This is a genomic window from Streptomyces sp. V4I2, assembly GCF_030817655.1.
GTDB classification, from domain to species: Bacteria; Actinomycetota; Actinomycetes; order Streptomycetales; family Streptomycetaceae; genus Streptomyces; species Streptomyces plumbiresistens.
Map to the genome: position 1 here is coordinate 2,630,108 of NZ_JAUSZM010000003.1, position 15,307 is coordinate 2,645,414.

The window sequence follows — 15,307 nt, forward strand, 5'->3', positions numbered from 1 at the left end:
GCATCGCTGTGGACATCACTCGGCGATGCCCACCACCAGCCAGATGAACGCCGCGCCCGCGATCGTGCACAGCACGGTCGAGCGGGCGGGGTGTTCGTGGTGGGCCTCGGGCAGGATCTCGGCCGCCGCGAGATAGAGGAGCGCGCCGCCGAAGAGGCCGAGGTAGCCGCCGAGCAGGGGCTCCGGGATGGTGAACAGGAGTGTGGAGGCGGCGCCCAGCACGGGGGCGGCGGCGTCCGCGAACAGCATGGCGAGGGCTTTGCGGCGGGCGTTCCCGTACAGGCTCGTGATCGTGTACGTGTTGAAGCCGTCCGCGAAGTCGTGGGCGACGACGGCCAGCGCGACCGCCGTGCCCATGCCGCCGCCCACCTGGAAGGCCGCGCCGATCGCCACGCCGTCCATGGCGCTGTGGCCGACCATCGCGGCCGCGGCCGTGAGGCCCACCTCGGGAGCGCGGCCGTCGGTCTCCTCGGCGCCGTGCGCGGCCTGCCGTACGGCCAGCAGACGTTCCACCAGATGGGCCAGCAGGAACCCGGCCACGAAGAGCAGGAGCGCGGCCGGTACGCCGAAGATCTCGGTGCCCGCCGCGTCCAGCGCCTCCGGCAGCAGGTCCAGGCCGACCACGCCCAGCATCAGGCCGCCGGCCAGGCCCAGGACGAGATGGCGGCGGTCGGTCACGCGCAGTGCCGTCCAGCCGCCGGCCAGCGTCATCAGGAACGCGCCGAGCGCGACAAGCACCGCCATCTGCCCTTGGTATCCGATCAGACCCCGGTCGCGCACATCCGACGTCGGCGACCGCAGTACTCGTAATGCCCTGAATGCTTTGAATGCTTTGAATGATCCGAATTTGAATGCTGTGCAGAGAAGAGAGAGGACCTGTTCCCATGGCCGAAGCCCCCACCGGCAAGGTGACCTTCGTCGGTGCCGGGCCCGGCGCCGCCGATCTGCTGACGTTCCGGGCCGCGCGTGCCATCGCCGAGGCCGACGTCGTGATCTGGGCGGCCAGCCTGGTGCAGGCGGAGGTCCTCGAGCACGCGCGTGAGGGCGCGGAGATCCTCGACTCGGCGACGATGTCCCTGGAGGACGTGGTGGCCGTGTACGAGCGGGCGTCGGCGCAGGGCCTGCGCGTGGCCCGTATCCACTCCGGCGACCCGGCCCTGTGGGGCGGTACGCAGGAGCAGCTGGACCGGTGTGCCCGGATCGGCATCGACACCGAGGTGGTCCCGGGTGTCTCCGCCTTCTCCGCCGTCGCCGCGCTCGCGCAGCGCGAGCTGACCATCCCCGAGGTCGCGCAGTCCGTGGTGCTCACCCGGCTCGGCGGCGGCAAGACGCCGATGCCGCCCGGGGAGGAGGTGCGGGAGTTCGCCAAGCACGGCACGACCATGGCGATCTTCCTGTCGGCGGCCCGCAGCGGGCAGTTGGTGCGGGAGCTGCTGGAGGGCGGATATCCGACCTCCACTCCGGTCGTGGTGGCGTACCAGGCGACCTGGCCGGAGGAGCTGATCGTGCGGTGCACGATCGAGACGCTGGAGGAGACAGTCAAGGAGCACAAGCTCTGGAAGCACACGCTCTTCCTCGTCGGCCCGGCCCTCGGCGCCGAGGGCACCCGCTCGCACCTCTACCACCCCGGCCACTTCCACGGTTACCGCAAGGCCGACCCGGAGGCGCGCAGGGCGCTGCGGGCACGGGGTGCGAGCACGTGAACCGCCTGATCACGGTTGTCGGTACGGGGACGGGGGCGCCGGTTCCGGTCGAGGTGCTGACCGGGGCGCGGCTCGTCGTGGGCGGCCGGCGGCATCTGGCCGCCGCGCCGGTTCCGGCGGACGCCGAGCAGGTGGTCCTCGGTGCGCTGGCGCCGGCGCTGGACGTCATCGAGCGGCACGTGGAGAAGCGGAACCCCGTCGTCGTGCTGGCCTCCGGGGATCCCGGGTTCTTCGGGATCGTGCGGGTGCTGGCCGAGCGGTTCGGGGTGGAGGCGCTCGATGTGCGGCCGGGGGTCTCGTCCGTGGCCGCCGCCTTCTCGCGGGTCGGGCTGCCGTGGGACGACGCGGTCGTGGTCAGCGCGCACGGGCGTGATCTGCGTACGGCGGTGAACGTGTGCCGGGCGCGGCCCAAGGTCGCCGTGCTGACCGGGCCGGGGGCCGGGCCGGCGGAACTCGGCGCCGCCCTCCGGGCCGACGCGCGGGTCCTGGTCGTCGCCTCCGCGCTGGGTTCCCCTCAGGAGCGTCTGGAGCGGGTGACACCGGCCGAGGCCGCCGCCCGCGACTGGGGTACGGCGGTCAGCGTGGTGCTGTGCCTGGACGAGTCACGGGCGCTCGGTGCCGTGCGCACGGTCGCCGGACCGCCCGCCGGGCCCGCCCGATGGGCCCTGGACGAGGGCGAGTTCACGCACCGGGACTCGATGATCACCAAGTTCGAGGTACGCGCGCTGGCGCTGGCCCGGCTCGGTCCGCGCCTCGGTGACCTGGTGTGGGACATCGGCGCGGGCTCCGGTTCGGTCGCCGTGGAGTGCGCGCGGTTCGGCGCCGCCGTCACCGCGGTCGAGAAGACTCTGGACGGGGTCGGGCGGATCCGAGCGAACGCGGCCGCGCACGGGGTCGACGTACGGGTCGTGCACGGGGCGGCGCCGACCGTGCTGTCCGACCTGGACGATCCCGACGCCGTGTTCGTCGGCGGCGGGGGGCGCGAACTGCCCGCCGTCGTCACGGCGTGCGCGCGGCGGGCGCGGCGGACGGTCGTCGTCGCGATGGCCGCGCTCGACCGGGTACCGGCCGCGCGTGCGGCGCTCACCGGCGCCGGGTTCGACTGCGACGGGGTGCTGCTGCAGTCGTCGCGGCTCGCGCCGCTGCCCGGGGACGTGACCCGGCTGGCGGCGACCAATCCGGTTTTCCTGCTGTGGGGCGTTCGGCCCCAGGCATTTGAAAGTGAAGGAGTTGCTCATTGAATCCTCTCCCACGCAAGCGGGGGAGATTCCTGGCTCTCGCTGCTCGTCAGCCCAGCGGGCCGTCGAGTCTGATGCGATCAGCACCAGCCGGGTTGAAACCAGCCCGGATTATTGAGTTTTCGGAGGTTACTGCTGTGCTGGCTTGGTTCTCGCTCAGCAATTCGCGCCCCTACCAGCCATCGTTCGGGGGTACCCGATGATTGGCCTCATTTCCGCCACCGTGGCGGGCGCCGCTGCGCGGGACCGGCTGGCCGCGGCGTGGCCGGACCGTACGCGCGTGTACGAGGGTCCCGTGGGGGACGCCGTACGGGCCGCGTTCGCGGAGTGCGAGCAGCTCGTGTGTTTTCTGGCGACGGGAGCGGTCGTACGGCTGGTCGCGCCGCTGCTCGGCGACAAGGCGTCCGACCCGGGTGTGGTGTGCGTCGACGAGGGCGGGCGGTTCGCCGTGTCGCTGGTCGGCGGGCACGGGGGTGGCGCCAACGAACTCGCCGGTGAGGTCGGGGAGTTGCTGGGGGCGCTGCCGGTGGTGACCACGGCGACGGATGCGGTGGGGGTGCCGGGTCTCGACACGCTCGGGTTCCCGGTGGAGGGGGATGTCGCGGGCGTCTCGCGCGCCGTGCTCGACGGCGAACCGGTGGCCCTGAAGGCGGACTTCGCCTGGCCCCTTCCGCCACTTCCGGTCACCTCGGAGGGGTCGTACGCGATCAGGCTGACGGACCGCCTCGTCGAGCCCGCCGCGCACGAGGTCGTCCTGCGCCCGCCGTCCCTCGTCGTCGGCGTCGGCGCCTCCCAGGGCGCCCCGGTCGAGGAGGTGCTCGGGCTGGTCGAGGCGGCGTTGCGGGATGCGGGACTGTCCGCTCGTAGCATCGCCGAACTCGCCACCGTGGACGCCAAGGCCGGGGAACCCGGGATCGTCGAGGCGGCCGCACGCCTGGGTGTGCCGCTGGTGACCTACTCCGCCGAGGAGTTGGCGCAGGTGGACGTGCCCAACCCGTCCGACGCGCCCCTCGCGGCCGTCGGCACCCCCTCCGTCGCGGAGGCCGCCGCGCTCGTGCGCGGAGGCGAACTCCTCGTCCCCAAACGCAAGTCGGACCGTCCGGACGGTCAGCCCGCCATGGCGACCTGTGCCGTCGTACGGCGGCCCGCGCGCGGCCGGCTCACGGTCGTCGGGCTCGGTCCCGGCGCCCGGGACCTGCTCACGCCCCGCGCGAAGGCGGAGCTGCGGCGCGCTTCCGTGCTCGTCGGGCTCGACCAGTACGTCGACCAGATCCGCGACCTGCTGCGGCCGGGCACCCGGATCCTGGAGTCGGGGCTCGGGGCCGAGGAGGAGCGGGCCCGGACGGCGGTCGAGGAGGCGCGGAAGGGCCAGGCCGTCGCGCTGATCGGCAGCGGGGACGCCGGGGTGTACGCCATGGCCTCCCCGGCGCTCGCCGAGGCGTCCGACGACATCGACGTGATCGGCGTACCGGGGGTGACGGCGGCGCTCGCCGCTGCGGCGATCCTCGGTGCACCGCTGGGCCACGACCACGTGTCCATCAGCCTCTCCGATCTCCACACCCCCTGGGAGGTCATCGAGCGGCGGGTGCGGGCGGCGGCCGAGGCGGACATCGTCGTGACGTTCTACAACCCGCGCAGCCGGGGCCGGGACTGGCAGCTGCCGAAGGCCCTCGCGATCCTCGCCGAGCACCGGGAGCCGACGACGCCGGTCGGTGTCGTACGCAACGCGTCCCGGCCGGACGAGGCCAGTCGCCTCACGACACTCGCCGCCCTCGATCCGGCGACGGTCGACATGATGACGGTCGTGACCGTGGGCAACACGGCGACCCGGGACATCGCGGGGCGCATGGTGACGCCGCGCGGCTACCGCTGGCAGGAGGGCGACAAGTGAACCGTGTGGTTCATCCGATCGAGGAGGAGTCCTACCGGCGGCTGCGCGCCCGCCTGGACACCTCGCACTTCCCGCCGCTGACCCGGGCCGTGGTGGAGCGGGTCATCCACTCCGCCGCCGACCTGGATTACGCGTCCGATCTCGTCATGGACGAGGGCGAGTTGGAGAAGGCGTACGCCGCCCTGCACGCCGGGGCGCCCGTCGTCGTGGACGTCGAGATGGTGGCCGCCGGGATCACCCGGCGCGAGACCGTCTGCCGGCTCAGGGACGCCGTGGCCGGTCCGGAGCTGACCCGCTCCGCGCACGCCGTCCGGCTCGCCTACGAGCAGGTCGGGCCCGGCGCCCTCTGGGTGATCGGCAACGCGCCGACCGCCCTGGAGGAGCTGCTGACCCTGGACGCCTCCCCCGCGCTCGTGATCGGTCTGCCCGTCGGTTTCGTCGGCGCGGCCGAGTCCAAGGCCGCGTTGCGTGAGAGCGGGCTGCCCGCCGTGAGCAACGTGTCCGAGAAGGGCGGCTCGGCGGTCGCCGCCGCCGCGCTCAACGCCCTGCTGTACCACCGCACTTCACACCCAGATGCGCATCCCGAGGAGAAATCGTGACCACCCCGCCGCCCGCCCTGCTCATCGCCGGTCATGGCACCCGGGACGATGCCGGAGCCGAGGCGTTCCGCGACTTCGTCCGGGAGCTGGGCAGCCGCCACCCCGAACTGCCCGTCGCGGGCGGCTTCATCGAGCTGTCCCCGCCGCCGCTGGGGGACGCGGTCGCCGAGCTGGTGGAGCGGGGCGTACGTCGGTTCGCCGCCGTACCGCTGATGCTGGTGTCCGCCGGACACGCCAAGGGGGACATCCCGGCGGCGCTGGCCCGCGAGAAGGAGCGGCACGCCGGGATCTCGTACACGTACGGCCGTCCGCTGGGCCCGCATCCGTCGCTGCTGGCCGTGCTGGAGCGGCGGCTGGACGAGGTCCTCGGCGGCACGGCCCGCACCCCCGAGGACCGGGCGGACGTGACCGTGCTGCTGGTCGGGCGCGGGTCGACGGACCCGGACGCCAACGCCGAGGTGCACAAGGCGGCCCGGCTGCTGTGGGAGGGGCGCGGGTACGCGGGCGTGGAGACGGCGTTCGTGTCGCTGGCGGCGCCGGACGTGCCGAGCGGGCTCGACCGGTGTGTGAAGCTGGGTGCGCGGCGGATCGTCGTCCTCCCCTACTTCCTCTTCACCGGCATCCTCCCGGACCGGGTGCGGCAGCAGACGGAGGGCTGGGCGGCCGCGCACCCCGAGGTCGAGGTGCGGTCCGCCGATGTGATCGGCCCGGAGCCGGAGCTGCTCGACCTGGTGATGGAGCGGTACGAGGAGGCCGTCAAGGGCGACCTGCGGATGAACTGCGACTCCTGTGTGTACCGGATCGCGCTGCCCGGCTTCGAGGACAAGGTGGGGCTGCCGCAGCAGCCGCACTTCCACCCGGACGACGACGGCGACCAGCACGGTCACCACGGACACCACCATGGCGCTCACTCCCATGCCCACTGACAGGCCCACTGACAGGCCCACTGAGGGACACGACCTGCGGCACCACGGCGACGCCGAGGTGCGGGACGACGGTGCGCGGCTGATCGACCTCGCGGTGAACGTCCGCGCGGACACGCCTCCGGCGTGGCTGCGGGAGCACATCGCCGGCTCGCTCGGTGACCTGGCCGCGTATCCGGACGGTCGGGCCGCGCGGGCGGCGGTCGCGGCCCGGCACGGGCTGCCGGTGGAGCGGGTGCTGCTGACGGCGGGCGCGGCGGAGGCCTTCGTGCTGCTCGCCCGTGCCCTGAAGGTGCGTCAGCCGTCCGTCGTGCACCCGCAGTTCACGGAGCCGGAGGCGGCGCTGCGGGACGCGGGCCACACCGTCGACCGGGTGCTGCTGCGCGAGGAGGACGGCTTCCGGCTGGATGCGGCGGCCGTCCCCGAGGACGCGGACCTGGTGGTGATCGGCAACCCGACCAACCCGACCTCAGTGCTGCACCCGGCCGCCACCATCGCCCGACTGGCCCGTCCCGGGCGGACGTTGGTCGTCGACGAGGCGTTCATGGACGCGGTGCCGGGCGAGCGGGAGGCGTTGGCCGGACGCACGGACGTCCCCGGTCTTGTGGTCCTGCGCAGCCTCACCAAGACCTGGGGGCTGGCCGGGCTGCGCATCGGGTACGTGCTGGCGGCCCCGGAGACCATCGCGGACCTGGAGCGGGCCCAGCCCCTGTGGCCCGTCTCCACCCCCGCCCTCGCGGCGGCGGAGGCGTGCGTGTCCCCGCGGGCCCTGGCGGAGGCGGCCCACGCGGCCCACCGCATCGCCGCGGACCGGGCCCATCTGGTGGCGGGGCTGGAGGAGTTCGCCTCGGACGGACTCCAGGTGGCCGGGCCGGCCGAGGGGTCGTTCGTCCTCGTACGGCTGCCGCGTGCCACCCGGGTACGCCGTCACCTGCGTGACCTGGGGTTCGCGGTCCGGCGCGGGGACACCTTCCCCGGGCTGGGCGAGGAGTGGCTGCGGCTGGCGGTGCGGGACCGGACGACCGTCAACTCCTTCCTTCAGGCGCTGGACCGGGCGGTGACACTGGCCCGGAGCTGACGCGAGGCACCCGCTCCCGGGCGCCGTCCGGGAAGCGGATCTCCACGGTTCCGTCGTCGAGGACCGACGCGCTCGCCCCGGTGAGCGACACGTCCGGGTCGGCGCTGAGCACCACCAGTGTCACCAACAGCGGGGCCGCGTCGCCCAGTTCGAGGCAGGGCGTCGCCGAGTGGAGGCCGACGGCATTGGCGCCGTCGGCCCGCGCGACCGTGGCCTCGGCGCCGCTCCAGCCGTACAGTCCGACGATCGCGCTGGTCAGGCCGTCCGCGCGGCGGGCCGTGGCCCGGCCGGGCCCCGTCCGGGCGACCGGGGGCGCACCGTCGTCCGCGACGGCCCAGCCGCCTTCGCGCACCGGAAGCACCGGAGTGCCGGCCGGTACGTCGAGGTGGTGCACGCGCACCTCCCACGGCCCCCGCACCACGCTCACCGTCTCGATCCGGTGCCCTCGCGCCCGATGCCAGGAAGCGGCCCGCCGGCCGTCGGCGTACAGCGGGTGGATGCGGCCGCGCGGGGACGGGGTGCCGTCGAGGGCCAGCAGGGCGAGGTGGTTGTCGGGGCCCGTGGGGGTCTCGGGGGCGGCGGCGCTGGAGTAGGCGAACCGGGCGTAGTGGGGGCTGTCGTCGGCCGTGGCGGGCGGCGGCGGGAGCCGGTCGCTGCCGTGGTTGACGAGCCGTACGATCCCGTCGGCCGCCGTGGAGTGCAGCAGCCAGCCGGGCGCGGGCAGGGCGAGGGCGGTGTCGGCGGTGTCGACGGGGCCGGGCTCTTCGGGTGCCGTCCACACGGGGTGGCTCTCGGGCAGGAGCAGCCCGAGGAAGGCCTTGCTGGCCCAGTACGGGGAGGCGGGGCCCGAGTAGCGCTGGGTGACGGGGCCGAACGGCCGGTACCAGCCGAGGGTGAGCAGCCCCCGCTCGTCGGGCACCCCGCGATCGGCGAAGTGCTTCAGGGCCCCCGAGGCGAGCCGGCGGGTGCGGCCGGGCGGCAGCGGGGTCGCGTCGGCGAGGGCGCCCGCCCACAGCGGGGCGGCGGTCGCGAACCGGTAGGTGAGGGAGCGGCCCTGGTGGACCGGGGCGCCGTCGGAACCGAAGAAGTACTGGTGGACGGCGAGGAATTCACGCAGCCGGGTGCGGTGCAGGGCCACCGTCGCCGGGTCGGCGCGCGGACCCGCGATGCGCGCCCACAGCACGGGGTACAGGTGCAGCGCCCAGGCGTTGTAGTAGTCGAACTTGCGCCCGTCGCCGTCGGTGTACCAGCCGTCGCCTCGGTACCAGTCGTTCAGGCGGGCCAGTCCGGCGTCGATCTCGGCACGGCTGTGCGGGGCACCGACGGAGGCCAGGAACTCCTCCGTGATGACCTGGAACAGGCGCCAGTTGGAGTCGTTGACGTCGGCGCCCACGAAACCGCCCAGCCAGTCGGCGACCTGTCCGCGCACACCGTCGTCGAGCTGGTCCCACAGCCACGGGCGGGACTCGTGCAGGGCGATCGCGATCGACGCGGCCTCGACCATCGGCTGCGCGCGGTCGGTGATGGGCGGCCAGCGCTCCTCGCCGTGCGGGTCGGTGCCGGCGGCGAGTCCGACGGCGTACCGCTCGATCAGCGCCGGGTCGACACGGCCGCCCGCGCCCGCGATGCGGAAGGCGGCCAGCAGGAAGGAACGCGCGAAGCCCTCCAGCCCGTCCGACCAGGGCCCGGAGTGGCTGGCCGGTCCGGGCAGCCGGTACTGGGCGAAGCCCGGCGAGGCGTACGGCAGCAGCCCGTCGAGAAGCCGGTCGGCCATCGCCTCCCAGTGGGCGCGGGTCCAGCCGGTGACGGGGGACGACAGGCGGTCGGGGGGCGGAAGCAGATGCGTCGGGTCACCGGGAAGCGACACGTGCGGCGCGGTCATACGGGGTTCGGTCCTCCATGAAATCGGGGGCGGCACAGCGCCCCTTCAGGGGCGCGGGGAACTGCGCGACAAGCCACGACGCACCTGCAGATTCAGTACGACCCTTCCGGCGGAGCCCCAACGCTGCGGCGCACGACGATGTGCGTGCCCAGCAGATGGTGGCTCCCGGCAGCGCTGTTGGGATCACGCAGAGCGATCCGCACGGCAGCGCGACCAAGTTCCTCCGCAGGAGTCCGCACGGTGGTGAGCGGCGGGTTGAAGTCCTCCGCAAGAGGGATGTCGTTGTATCCGACGACCGAAATGTCATCGGGGACGACGAGCCCCGCGTCGGCGATGGCCCGCAGCGCACCGGCGGCAACCATGTCGTCCCCGGCGAACACAGCCGTGAACTCCCTCGTCTCCTTGAGGAGTTCGGCCATCGCGCGCAGCCCGGCCGCACGGCCCAGGCCGCAGTCGACGACGTGCGCGGCCCCGGGCGGCAGTCCATGCTCGGCGAGCGCGGACCGATAGCCCGCGACCCGCGCGTCGAGCGCGGTGTTCCCGGGCAGCCCGCCGAGGAAGACGATCCGGCGATGGCCGGCCGACAGCAGGTACCCGGTGACGGCCCGCGCCCCCGCCTCGTTGTCGAACTCGACGACCAGCGCGGGGATGTCGGGATCCGGAGCGGGCCGCCCGCACAGCACGAGCCGCGCCCCCGACGCATCCAGCGCCTGCGCATAGTGAGCCACACGCGACCGATACGCGTCGTCCTCGACCACGCCACCCACCAGGATCACCAGCCGCGCCCCCTCCTCCCGCATCAGCTGCACGAACTCCATCTCGCGCTGCGGATCCCCGCCCGTCGCACCGACCACGCACAGCCACCCCCGGTCGGCGGCCTCCGCCTCGACACCCTCGGCGACCTGGGCATAGAAAGGGCTGGTGACCTGGCGGACCACGACGGCGGCCATCTTGCGGCCGCCGCCGACCAGCGCGCGGGCGTGCGCGTTGGCGACGTAGTCGAGCTCACGGGCGGCACGCAGGACGCGGGAGCGAGTCGCAGCCGGCACCGGGTGGTTCCCGCTCAGCGCCCGCGACGCCGTAGCGATGGAAACGCCCGCCCGTTCGGCGACCTCGCGGATCGTGACCCGTCCCCTGCCCGCCATGTCGTTCCCCATCCCCCGCGCCTCCTGCTTCCACCGGCCGCGATTCACGTGTTGACGGCATAGTCCTTCGCGAGCTCCTCGGCCATTCTGTCGCCGCCCCCGGCCCGCCACTTCTTCACCGTCGCGTCCCACTCCGACAGCGGGATCCGTCCCGCGACGATCCCGGTGACGGTGTCGTCGAGCAGCGCCTGCAGCGTCGCGCCCTTGGCGTTGTTCGTGGTGGACTGCAGACCGAAGGAGGCGTTGCGGACGGCGTGCGGCACCACCTTCTGCTGCCAGGCGTGCAGGGCCCGTACGGCGTCGGGCATGCCCGGCACGAACAGCACCTGCGGGCCCTCGGCGAGGTACTTCAGCGGCAGGTTGGTGTTGTTCTCGACTTCGCCGAGCTTGGTCGGCTGGGGCGAACCGTCCTTGCCGCGGGTGAAGTGGGTGCCCTCGACGCCGTAGTGGACGAGCTCCCACTCCTTGCTGCCGAAGGGGGCGGCGAGGTAGTCGAGGATGCGCAGGAGGAGCTGGATGCGCTCCTTCTTCGCCTTCTTCAGCACGGTGTAGCCGAAGGAGCGGCGGGCGGCGACGATGCCGCCGGACGTGCCGCCCACGCTGTACGGCAGCGCGGCGGCCGGTGTCATCCCGTCCGGGGCCTCCCGGTACTTGGGCAGGTACGCGCCGAAGCCGTCCTGCATGGAGCCGACAGTGCCGTTGTAGTAGAGGGTGGTCAGGTCGATCTGGGAGACGGACGTGGAGTCCGGGTAGAAGGAGCCCTCCTTGCGCAACTGGGCCCGGAAGGCGATGGACGCCTTGTAGCGTTCGTCGGCGCAGCCCGGCAGGAATGTGCCGTCCTTGGAGACGGCCCAGCCCTGGGGCGCGTTGTGCGCGGCGGAGTGGAAGCCGTTGCAGAACCCGGAGCCCTGCGCGGCGCCGAGGGCGTACGTTCTGCCGCTGGTGGCCTGCTTCGCGACGGCGGCGAAGTCGTCGGAGGTCCAGCCTTCCTTCATGCCCGCGTCGGTGAACGTGCCCTGGTTGATCCAGAGCGTGGAGCCGGGCAGCGGGCGCTCCAGCGGGATGCCGTGGATACGGCCGCCGATGCGGCCCATGTCGCGCCAGGCGTGCGTGGGGATGTTGGCGAGGTTCGGGTAGTCGGCGATCGCCTCGCCGGACAGGAACGGTGTGAGGTCCTCTGCGCGACGCTGCACGAACTGGCCCTCGCGGGGCAGCACGACCCCGGAGAACATGTTGATGATGTCGGGCAGGCCGTCGGCGTCGCCGGCCATGACCGTGGCCATCTTCTTCTGGTAGTCGGCCTGGGAGACGATCGTGTACTCGATCTTCACGCCGAGGGCCTTCTCGACGGCCGCCCAGAACTGGTTGGCGGAGGCCGGCTTCGGCGGTACGCCGAAGGACACCGTCATGACCTTGACGGTGGAGCCGTCGCCGGGGGTGCGGGCCACGGACTGCGCCAGGTCGGCGGGGTAGGCGGTGTACCCGGCCTGGACACCGGCCTCGGAGGGCGCCAGGTCGGGCTTGGGCGCCTTGGCGGCGGGGCGGTAGGCGGGCCACGGGGCCAGCTTCTTGCCCGCGTTGGAGACGTCGTCGTCGCCTGAGCTGGTGGAACAGGCGGACAGCAGGGCGGGGGCGGAGAGCGCTGCGCCGCCCACCGCCACGGAGCGCAGGAGCGTGCGTCGGGACATGCTGGACATGGGCAGGTCACCTTTCTACATGCGGCTCTTGATGACGTGTCAGCTCTTGATGACGTGTCAGCTCTTGATGGCGCCGGTGAGCACGCCCTTGGTGAAGTACTTCTGCAGGAAGGGATAGACGAGCAGGATCGGCACGGTGGCGATCACCAGCACCGCCATCTGCACGGTCTGCGGGGCGGTGATCGTGCCCTCGCCGGTCGTCGCGTCGGTGAGTCCGGAACCGGACACCACATAGGTGCGCAGCACCTGCTGGAGGGGCCAGTGGTCGCTCTCCAGGTAGAGCGAGGCGTAGAACCAGGAGTTCCAGTACGCCACCGCGTAGAAGAGCCCCACGACGGCCAGCGCGGCCTTGGACAGCGGCAGGACGACGGAGACCAGCACCCGCCAGTCCCCCGCCCCGTCGAGCCGGGCGGCCTCGTAGAGTTCCTCGGGGATGCCCTGGAAGAAGCCGCGCAGGACGACGAGGTTGAAGACGTTCACCAGGACCGGCAGGACCAGCGAGGCGTAGTTGTCCAGCAGACCCAGCTCCTTGACCAGCAGGAAGCTCGGGATCATGCCGGGCGGGAACAGGAACGTGAACAGGATGAGGAGCAGCACCGGTTTGCCGCCGAAGACTCCGGGGCGGGACAGGGCGTAGGCGAGGGTCACCGTGCAGGCGAGGCTGAGCAGGGTGCCCACGATCGTGACGCCGGCGCTGACACCGAGGGCGTGGGTGACGATGCCGCCGTCGAGGATGTCGCGGTAGGCGTCGAGCGACGGCTCGGTCGGCCACAGCACCCAGCCGCCGCCCTCGACGACCTCGTCGGTGGAGGCCAGCGAGGTCGAGACGATGACCAGGAACGGCACGCAGACCAGCAGGACGACGGCGACCAGCGCGAGGGCCTTCGCGGCCTGGGTGAGCGGCTTCGGCTTCTCCATCCAGCCGGGCCGGACAGCGGTCCGAGTACGGGCACTCACTTGTAGACCCCCTGTTCGCCGAGGCGGTGGGCGACCTTGTTGGCGGCGTAGACGAGGAGAGCGCCGATCACGCCCTTGAACAGGCCCGCGGCGGCGGCGAATCCGTAGTCGCCGCCGACGATGCCCTGGTAGTAGACGAAGGTGTCGATGATCTCGGCGGCCTCGGGACCGACCGCGTCGCGCTGGAGCAGCATCTGCTCGAAGCCGACGGAGAGGATGTCGCCGAGCCGCATGATGAGCAGCAGCACGATCACCGGGCGGATCGCGGGCAGCGTGACGTGCCAGAAGCGCCGCCAGGGCCCGGCCCCGTCGATCGCGGCGGCCTCGTACTGCTGCTCGTCGACCTGGGCCAGCGCGGCGAGGAAGATGATCGTGCCCCAGCCGGCGTCCTTCCAGATGACCTGGGCGACGGTGAGCGGCTTGAAGGCGTCGGGGTTGCCGATGATGTCGACGGTGCTCAGTCCCATGCCGTCCAGCGAGGTGTTGAGCAGTCCGGTGTCGCCGAGCAGCTGCTGGAAGAGGGCGACGACGATCACCCACGAGATGAAGTGCGGCAGATACGCCACCGACTGCACGAACCGGCGCACCGAGCTCCAGGTGAGGCTGTGCAGGAGCAGGGCGAGGCCGAGCGGCACCGGGAAGTAGAAGGCCAGTTGCAGGACGGCGATCCAGACGGTGTTGAGCACCGCGTCCCAGAAGGCGCCGTCCTCGAACATCCGCTGGAAGTTGCCCATGCCGACCCAGGGGCTGCCCCAGAGGCCGTCGAAGGGGACGTACTCCTTGAAGGCGATGACGTTGCCAACGAGGGCGCCGTAGTGGAACAGCAGGAAGTAGGCGAGGCCGGGCAGCATGAGCAGAACCAGGGAACGCGACCCCCGGCTCTGAAAACCTTTTCGTCGCGGGGGCGCACCGTCCGCGCGACGGCGCGCCGCCCTCACCTCCTCTGTACCTGCGCGTTCCCGCAGTACTGCGGCCACGGGCCCCCCTCACGTCTCGAAGTCGGCGTGAGGGAAAATTAAAACGTTTTCATTGCTCGGTCAACACTCCTGACACACAAAGGCCGTTGACCTTGCGACCGACTCGGTCAGCTCCTGCCGCGCCGCGCCAGCGCCACCGCTCCCCCGCCCGCCACGACCAGCGCGATCGCGCCGCCGACGAGATACGGCGTGATCGAGCTGCCGCCGGTGACGGCCAACCCACCCTCGTCCGGGGCACCTTGGGGCTTCACGTCGGCGGGAGCGGCGCTCGGCGCCGACTGCTGCTGCGCCGGTGCCGGTGCCTCGCAGGTCGCCTTCGCCAGGGTCAGGGTGCCGGTGACCTCGGCGACGTTCAGGTTCAACGGGTTGACGATGACGGCGAGTTCGAGGGCGGTGGCGGCCGCCGTACGGGTCGTCGTCTCCGTCTTCGAGAGGTCGAGCCGGACCTCGCCGACGCCGGGCACCTTCACCTCCGTCGTGCCGCCGACGGTGAGGGTGACCTTCTTGCCGAGAACCGTCACCGCGCCGAGCAGGTTCGCGGCGGCGACCGGGGGCTTGCCGGCCTCGCAGGTCGCCTTGGAGGTGACCGTGCCGAGCTCGACGAGGGAGAGCAGCGGCAGGCCGGGGACGTGGAGCCGGGCGTGGGCGAGGTTGGTGTAACTCTCGGCCTTCTCCCCGGTGACCGTGGCCTTCGCGTCCGCCACGTCGGCGTGCAGCACGTTGAAGGGCTGTCCGCCGTCGACCCCGTCCAACCGGGCGGTCAGCGCGGTCTTCTGGGCACTCTGCGGTGCCTGGACCTCGTTCAGGGCGACCGCGAGCGGGACGTTCACGGTCTTGTCGAGCAGGGAGACGTCGAGCCCGGTACGCAGGACGACGGCGCTCGCGCGGCCCTGGTCGGGGGTCGCGTGGGCGGAGGCCGCGCCGGCGAGGGCCGCGGGGCCCGCGGCCAGGGCCGTGGCCGTCGCGACGGTGGCGAGACGGCGTGCGGGCATGCGGAAGTCGGTGCCGTTCAAGGTGGTGGGACCCCCAGAGAGATCAAGCTTGGGACGTCGAAAGGATGTCGCACCACCGCGCGTTCGACAGTGATCCCACGGGAGTTCACACGATCGTGGCGCATCCGTGCATGCTTTCGCGCAATCGTTCACAGTCCGGAACTCACCCTTGCATTTGACATGTCATTGACACGCCTTTGAAGGGCCTTGGTACACATGTCTGCC

General features: G+C 72.3%; 13 protein-coding genes. 6 read left to right on the forward strand and 7 right to left on the reverse strand.

From position 1 onward, the window contains the following. Nucleotides 1–15: 15 nt before the first annotated feature. On the reverse strand, nucleotides 16–744 hold the full coding sequence (locus tag QFZ76_RS13025; protein WP_307673868.1) for a ZIP family metal transporter: 729 nt from the start codon (nucleotides 742–744) through the stop codon (nucleotides 16–18). A 140-nt stretch (nucleotides 745–884) separates the two neighbouring features. Between QFZ76_RS13025 and cobM the strand changes: the two genes are divergently transcribed. The 6 genes from cobM to cobC all read left to right on the forward strand — a co-directional run bounded on the left by cobM (nucleotide 885) and on the right by cobC (nucleotide 7,432). Next, nucleotides 885–1,703 carry a precorrin-4 C(11)-methyltransferase gene (gene cobM, locus QFZ76_RS13030; RefSeq protein ID WP_266441825.1) on the forward strand — a complete coding sequence of 273 codons (819 nt, stop codon included), beginning with the start codon at nucleotides 885–887 and terminating at the stop codon, nucleotides 1,701–1,703. A gap of 5 nt (nucleotides 1,704–1,708) precedes the next feature. Next, nucleotides 1,709–2,944, forward strand: coding sequence for a precorrin-6y C5,15-methyltransferase (decarboxylating) subunit CbiE (gene cbiE, locus QFZ76_RS13035; protein ID WP_307679999.1), 1,236 nt, complete (start codon nucleotides 1,709–1,711; stop codon nucleotides 2,942–2,944). Between the two features lie 196 nt (nucleotides 2,945–3,140). Then, complete coding sequence (cobJ, locus tag QFZ76_RS13040; RefSeq protein ID WP_307673869.1) at nucleotides 3,141–4,832, forward strand: precorrin-3B C(17)-methyltransferase; 1,692 nt, start codon at nucleotides 3,141–3,143, stop codon at nucleotides 4,830–4,832. Next, entirely contained in the window at nucleotides 4,829–5,431 is a 603-nt protein-coding gene (locus QFZ76_RS13045) for a precorrin-8X methylmutase (RefSeq protein ID WP_307673870.1), read from the forward strand. Before cobJ ends, QFZ76_RS13045 begins: the two co-directional genes overlap by 4 nt. Next, a complete protein-coding gene (locus QFZ76_RS13050; RefSeq protein ID WP_307673871.1) occupies nucleotides 5,428–6,357 on the forward strand; it encodes a sirohydrochlorin chelatase in 930 nt (309 codons plus the stop codon). Before QFZ76_RS13045 ends, QFZ76_RS13050 begins: the two co-directional genes overlap by 4 nt. Further along, nucleotides 6,347–7,432, forward strand: coding sequence for an Rv2231c family pyridoxal phosphate-dependent protein CobC (cobC, locus tag QFZ76_RS13055; RefSeq protein WP_307673872.1), 1,086 nt, complete (start codon nucleotides 6,347–6,349; stop codon nucleotides 7,430–7,432). Before QFZ76_RS13050 ends, cobC begins: the two co-directional genes overlap by 11 nt. Here the strand turns inward: cobC and QFZ76_RS13060 are convergent. The 6 genes from QFZ76_RS13060 to QFZ76_RS13085 all read right to left on the reverse strand — a co-directional run bounded on the left by QFZ76_RS13060 (nucleotide 7,380) and on the right by QFZ76_RS13085 (nucleotide 15,103). Beyond that, nucleotides 7,380–9,314 (reverse strand): DUF2264 domain-containing protein, encoded by a 1,935-nt coding sequence (locus QFZ76_RS13060; protein ID WP_307673873.1) that lies wholly within the window; start codon nucleotides 9,312–9,314, stop codon nucleotides 7,380–7,382. The genes cobC and QFZ76_RS13060 overlap by 53 nt on opposite strands. A gap of 92 nt (nucleotides 9,315–9,406) precedes the next feature. Next, nucleotides 9,407–10,459 (reverse strand): LacI family DNA-binding transcriptional regulator, encoded by a 1,053-nt coding sequence (locus QFZ76_RS13065; protein WP_307680000.1) that lies wholly within the window; start codon nucleotides 10,457–10,459, stop codon nucleotides 9,407–9,409. A 44-nt stretch (nucleotides 10,460–10,503) separates the two neighbouring features. Further along, the gene (locus tag QFZ76_RS13070) at nucleotides 10,504–12,156 is read right to left on the reverse strand and encodes an extracellular solute-binding protein (RefSeq protein WP_307673874.1); all 1,653 of its coding nucleotides are present in this window, start codon (nucleotides 12,154–12,156) and stop codon (nucleotides 10,504–10,506) included. A gap of 57 nt (nucleotides 12,157–12,213) precedes the next feature. Then, the gene (locus tag QFZ76_RS13075; RefSeq protein WP_307680001.1) at nucleotides 12,214–13,074 is read right to left on the reverse strand and encodes a carbohydrate ABC transporter permease; all 861 of its coding nucleotides are present in this window, start codon (nucleotides 13,072–13,074) and stop codon (nucleotides 12,214–12,216) included. A 35-nt stretch (nucleotides 13,075–13,109) separates the two neighbouring features. Next, nucleotides 13,110–13,964 (reverse strand): sugar ABC transporter permease, encoded by an 855-nt coding sequence (locus QFZ76_RS13080; protein ID WP_307673875.1) that lies wholly within the window; start codon nucleotides 13,962–13,964, stop codon nucleotides 13,110–13,112. A gap of 233 nt (nucleotides 13,965–14,197) precedes the next feature. Next, a complete protein-coding gene (locus QFZ76_RS13085; RefSeq protein ID WP_307673876.1) occupies nucleotides 14,198–15,103 on the reverse strand; it encodes an SCO1860 family LAETG-anchored protein in 906 nt (301 codons plus the stop codon). Nucleotides 15,104–15,307 lie beyond the last annotated feature (204 nt).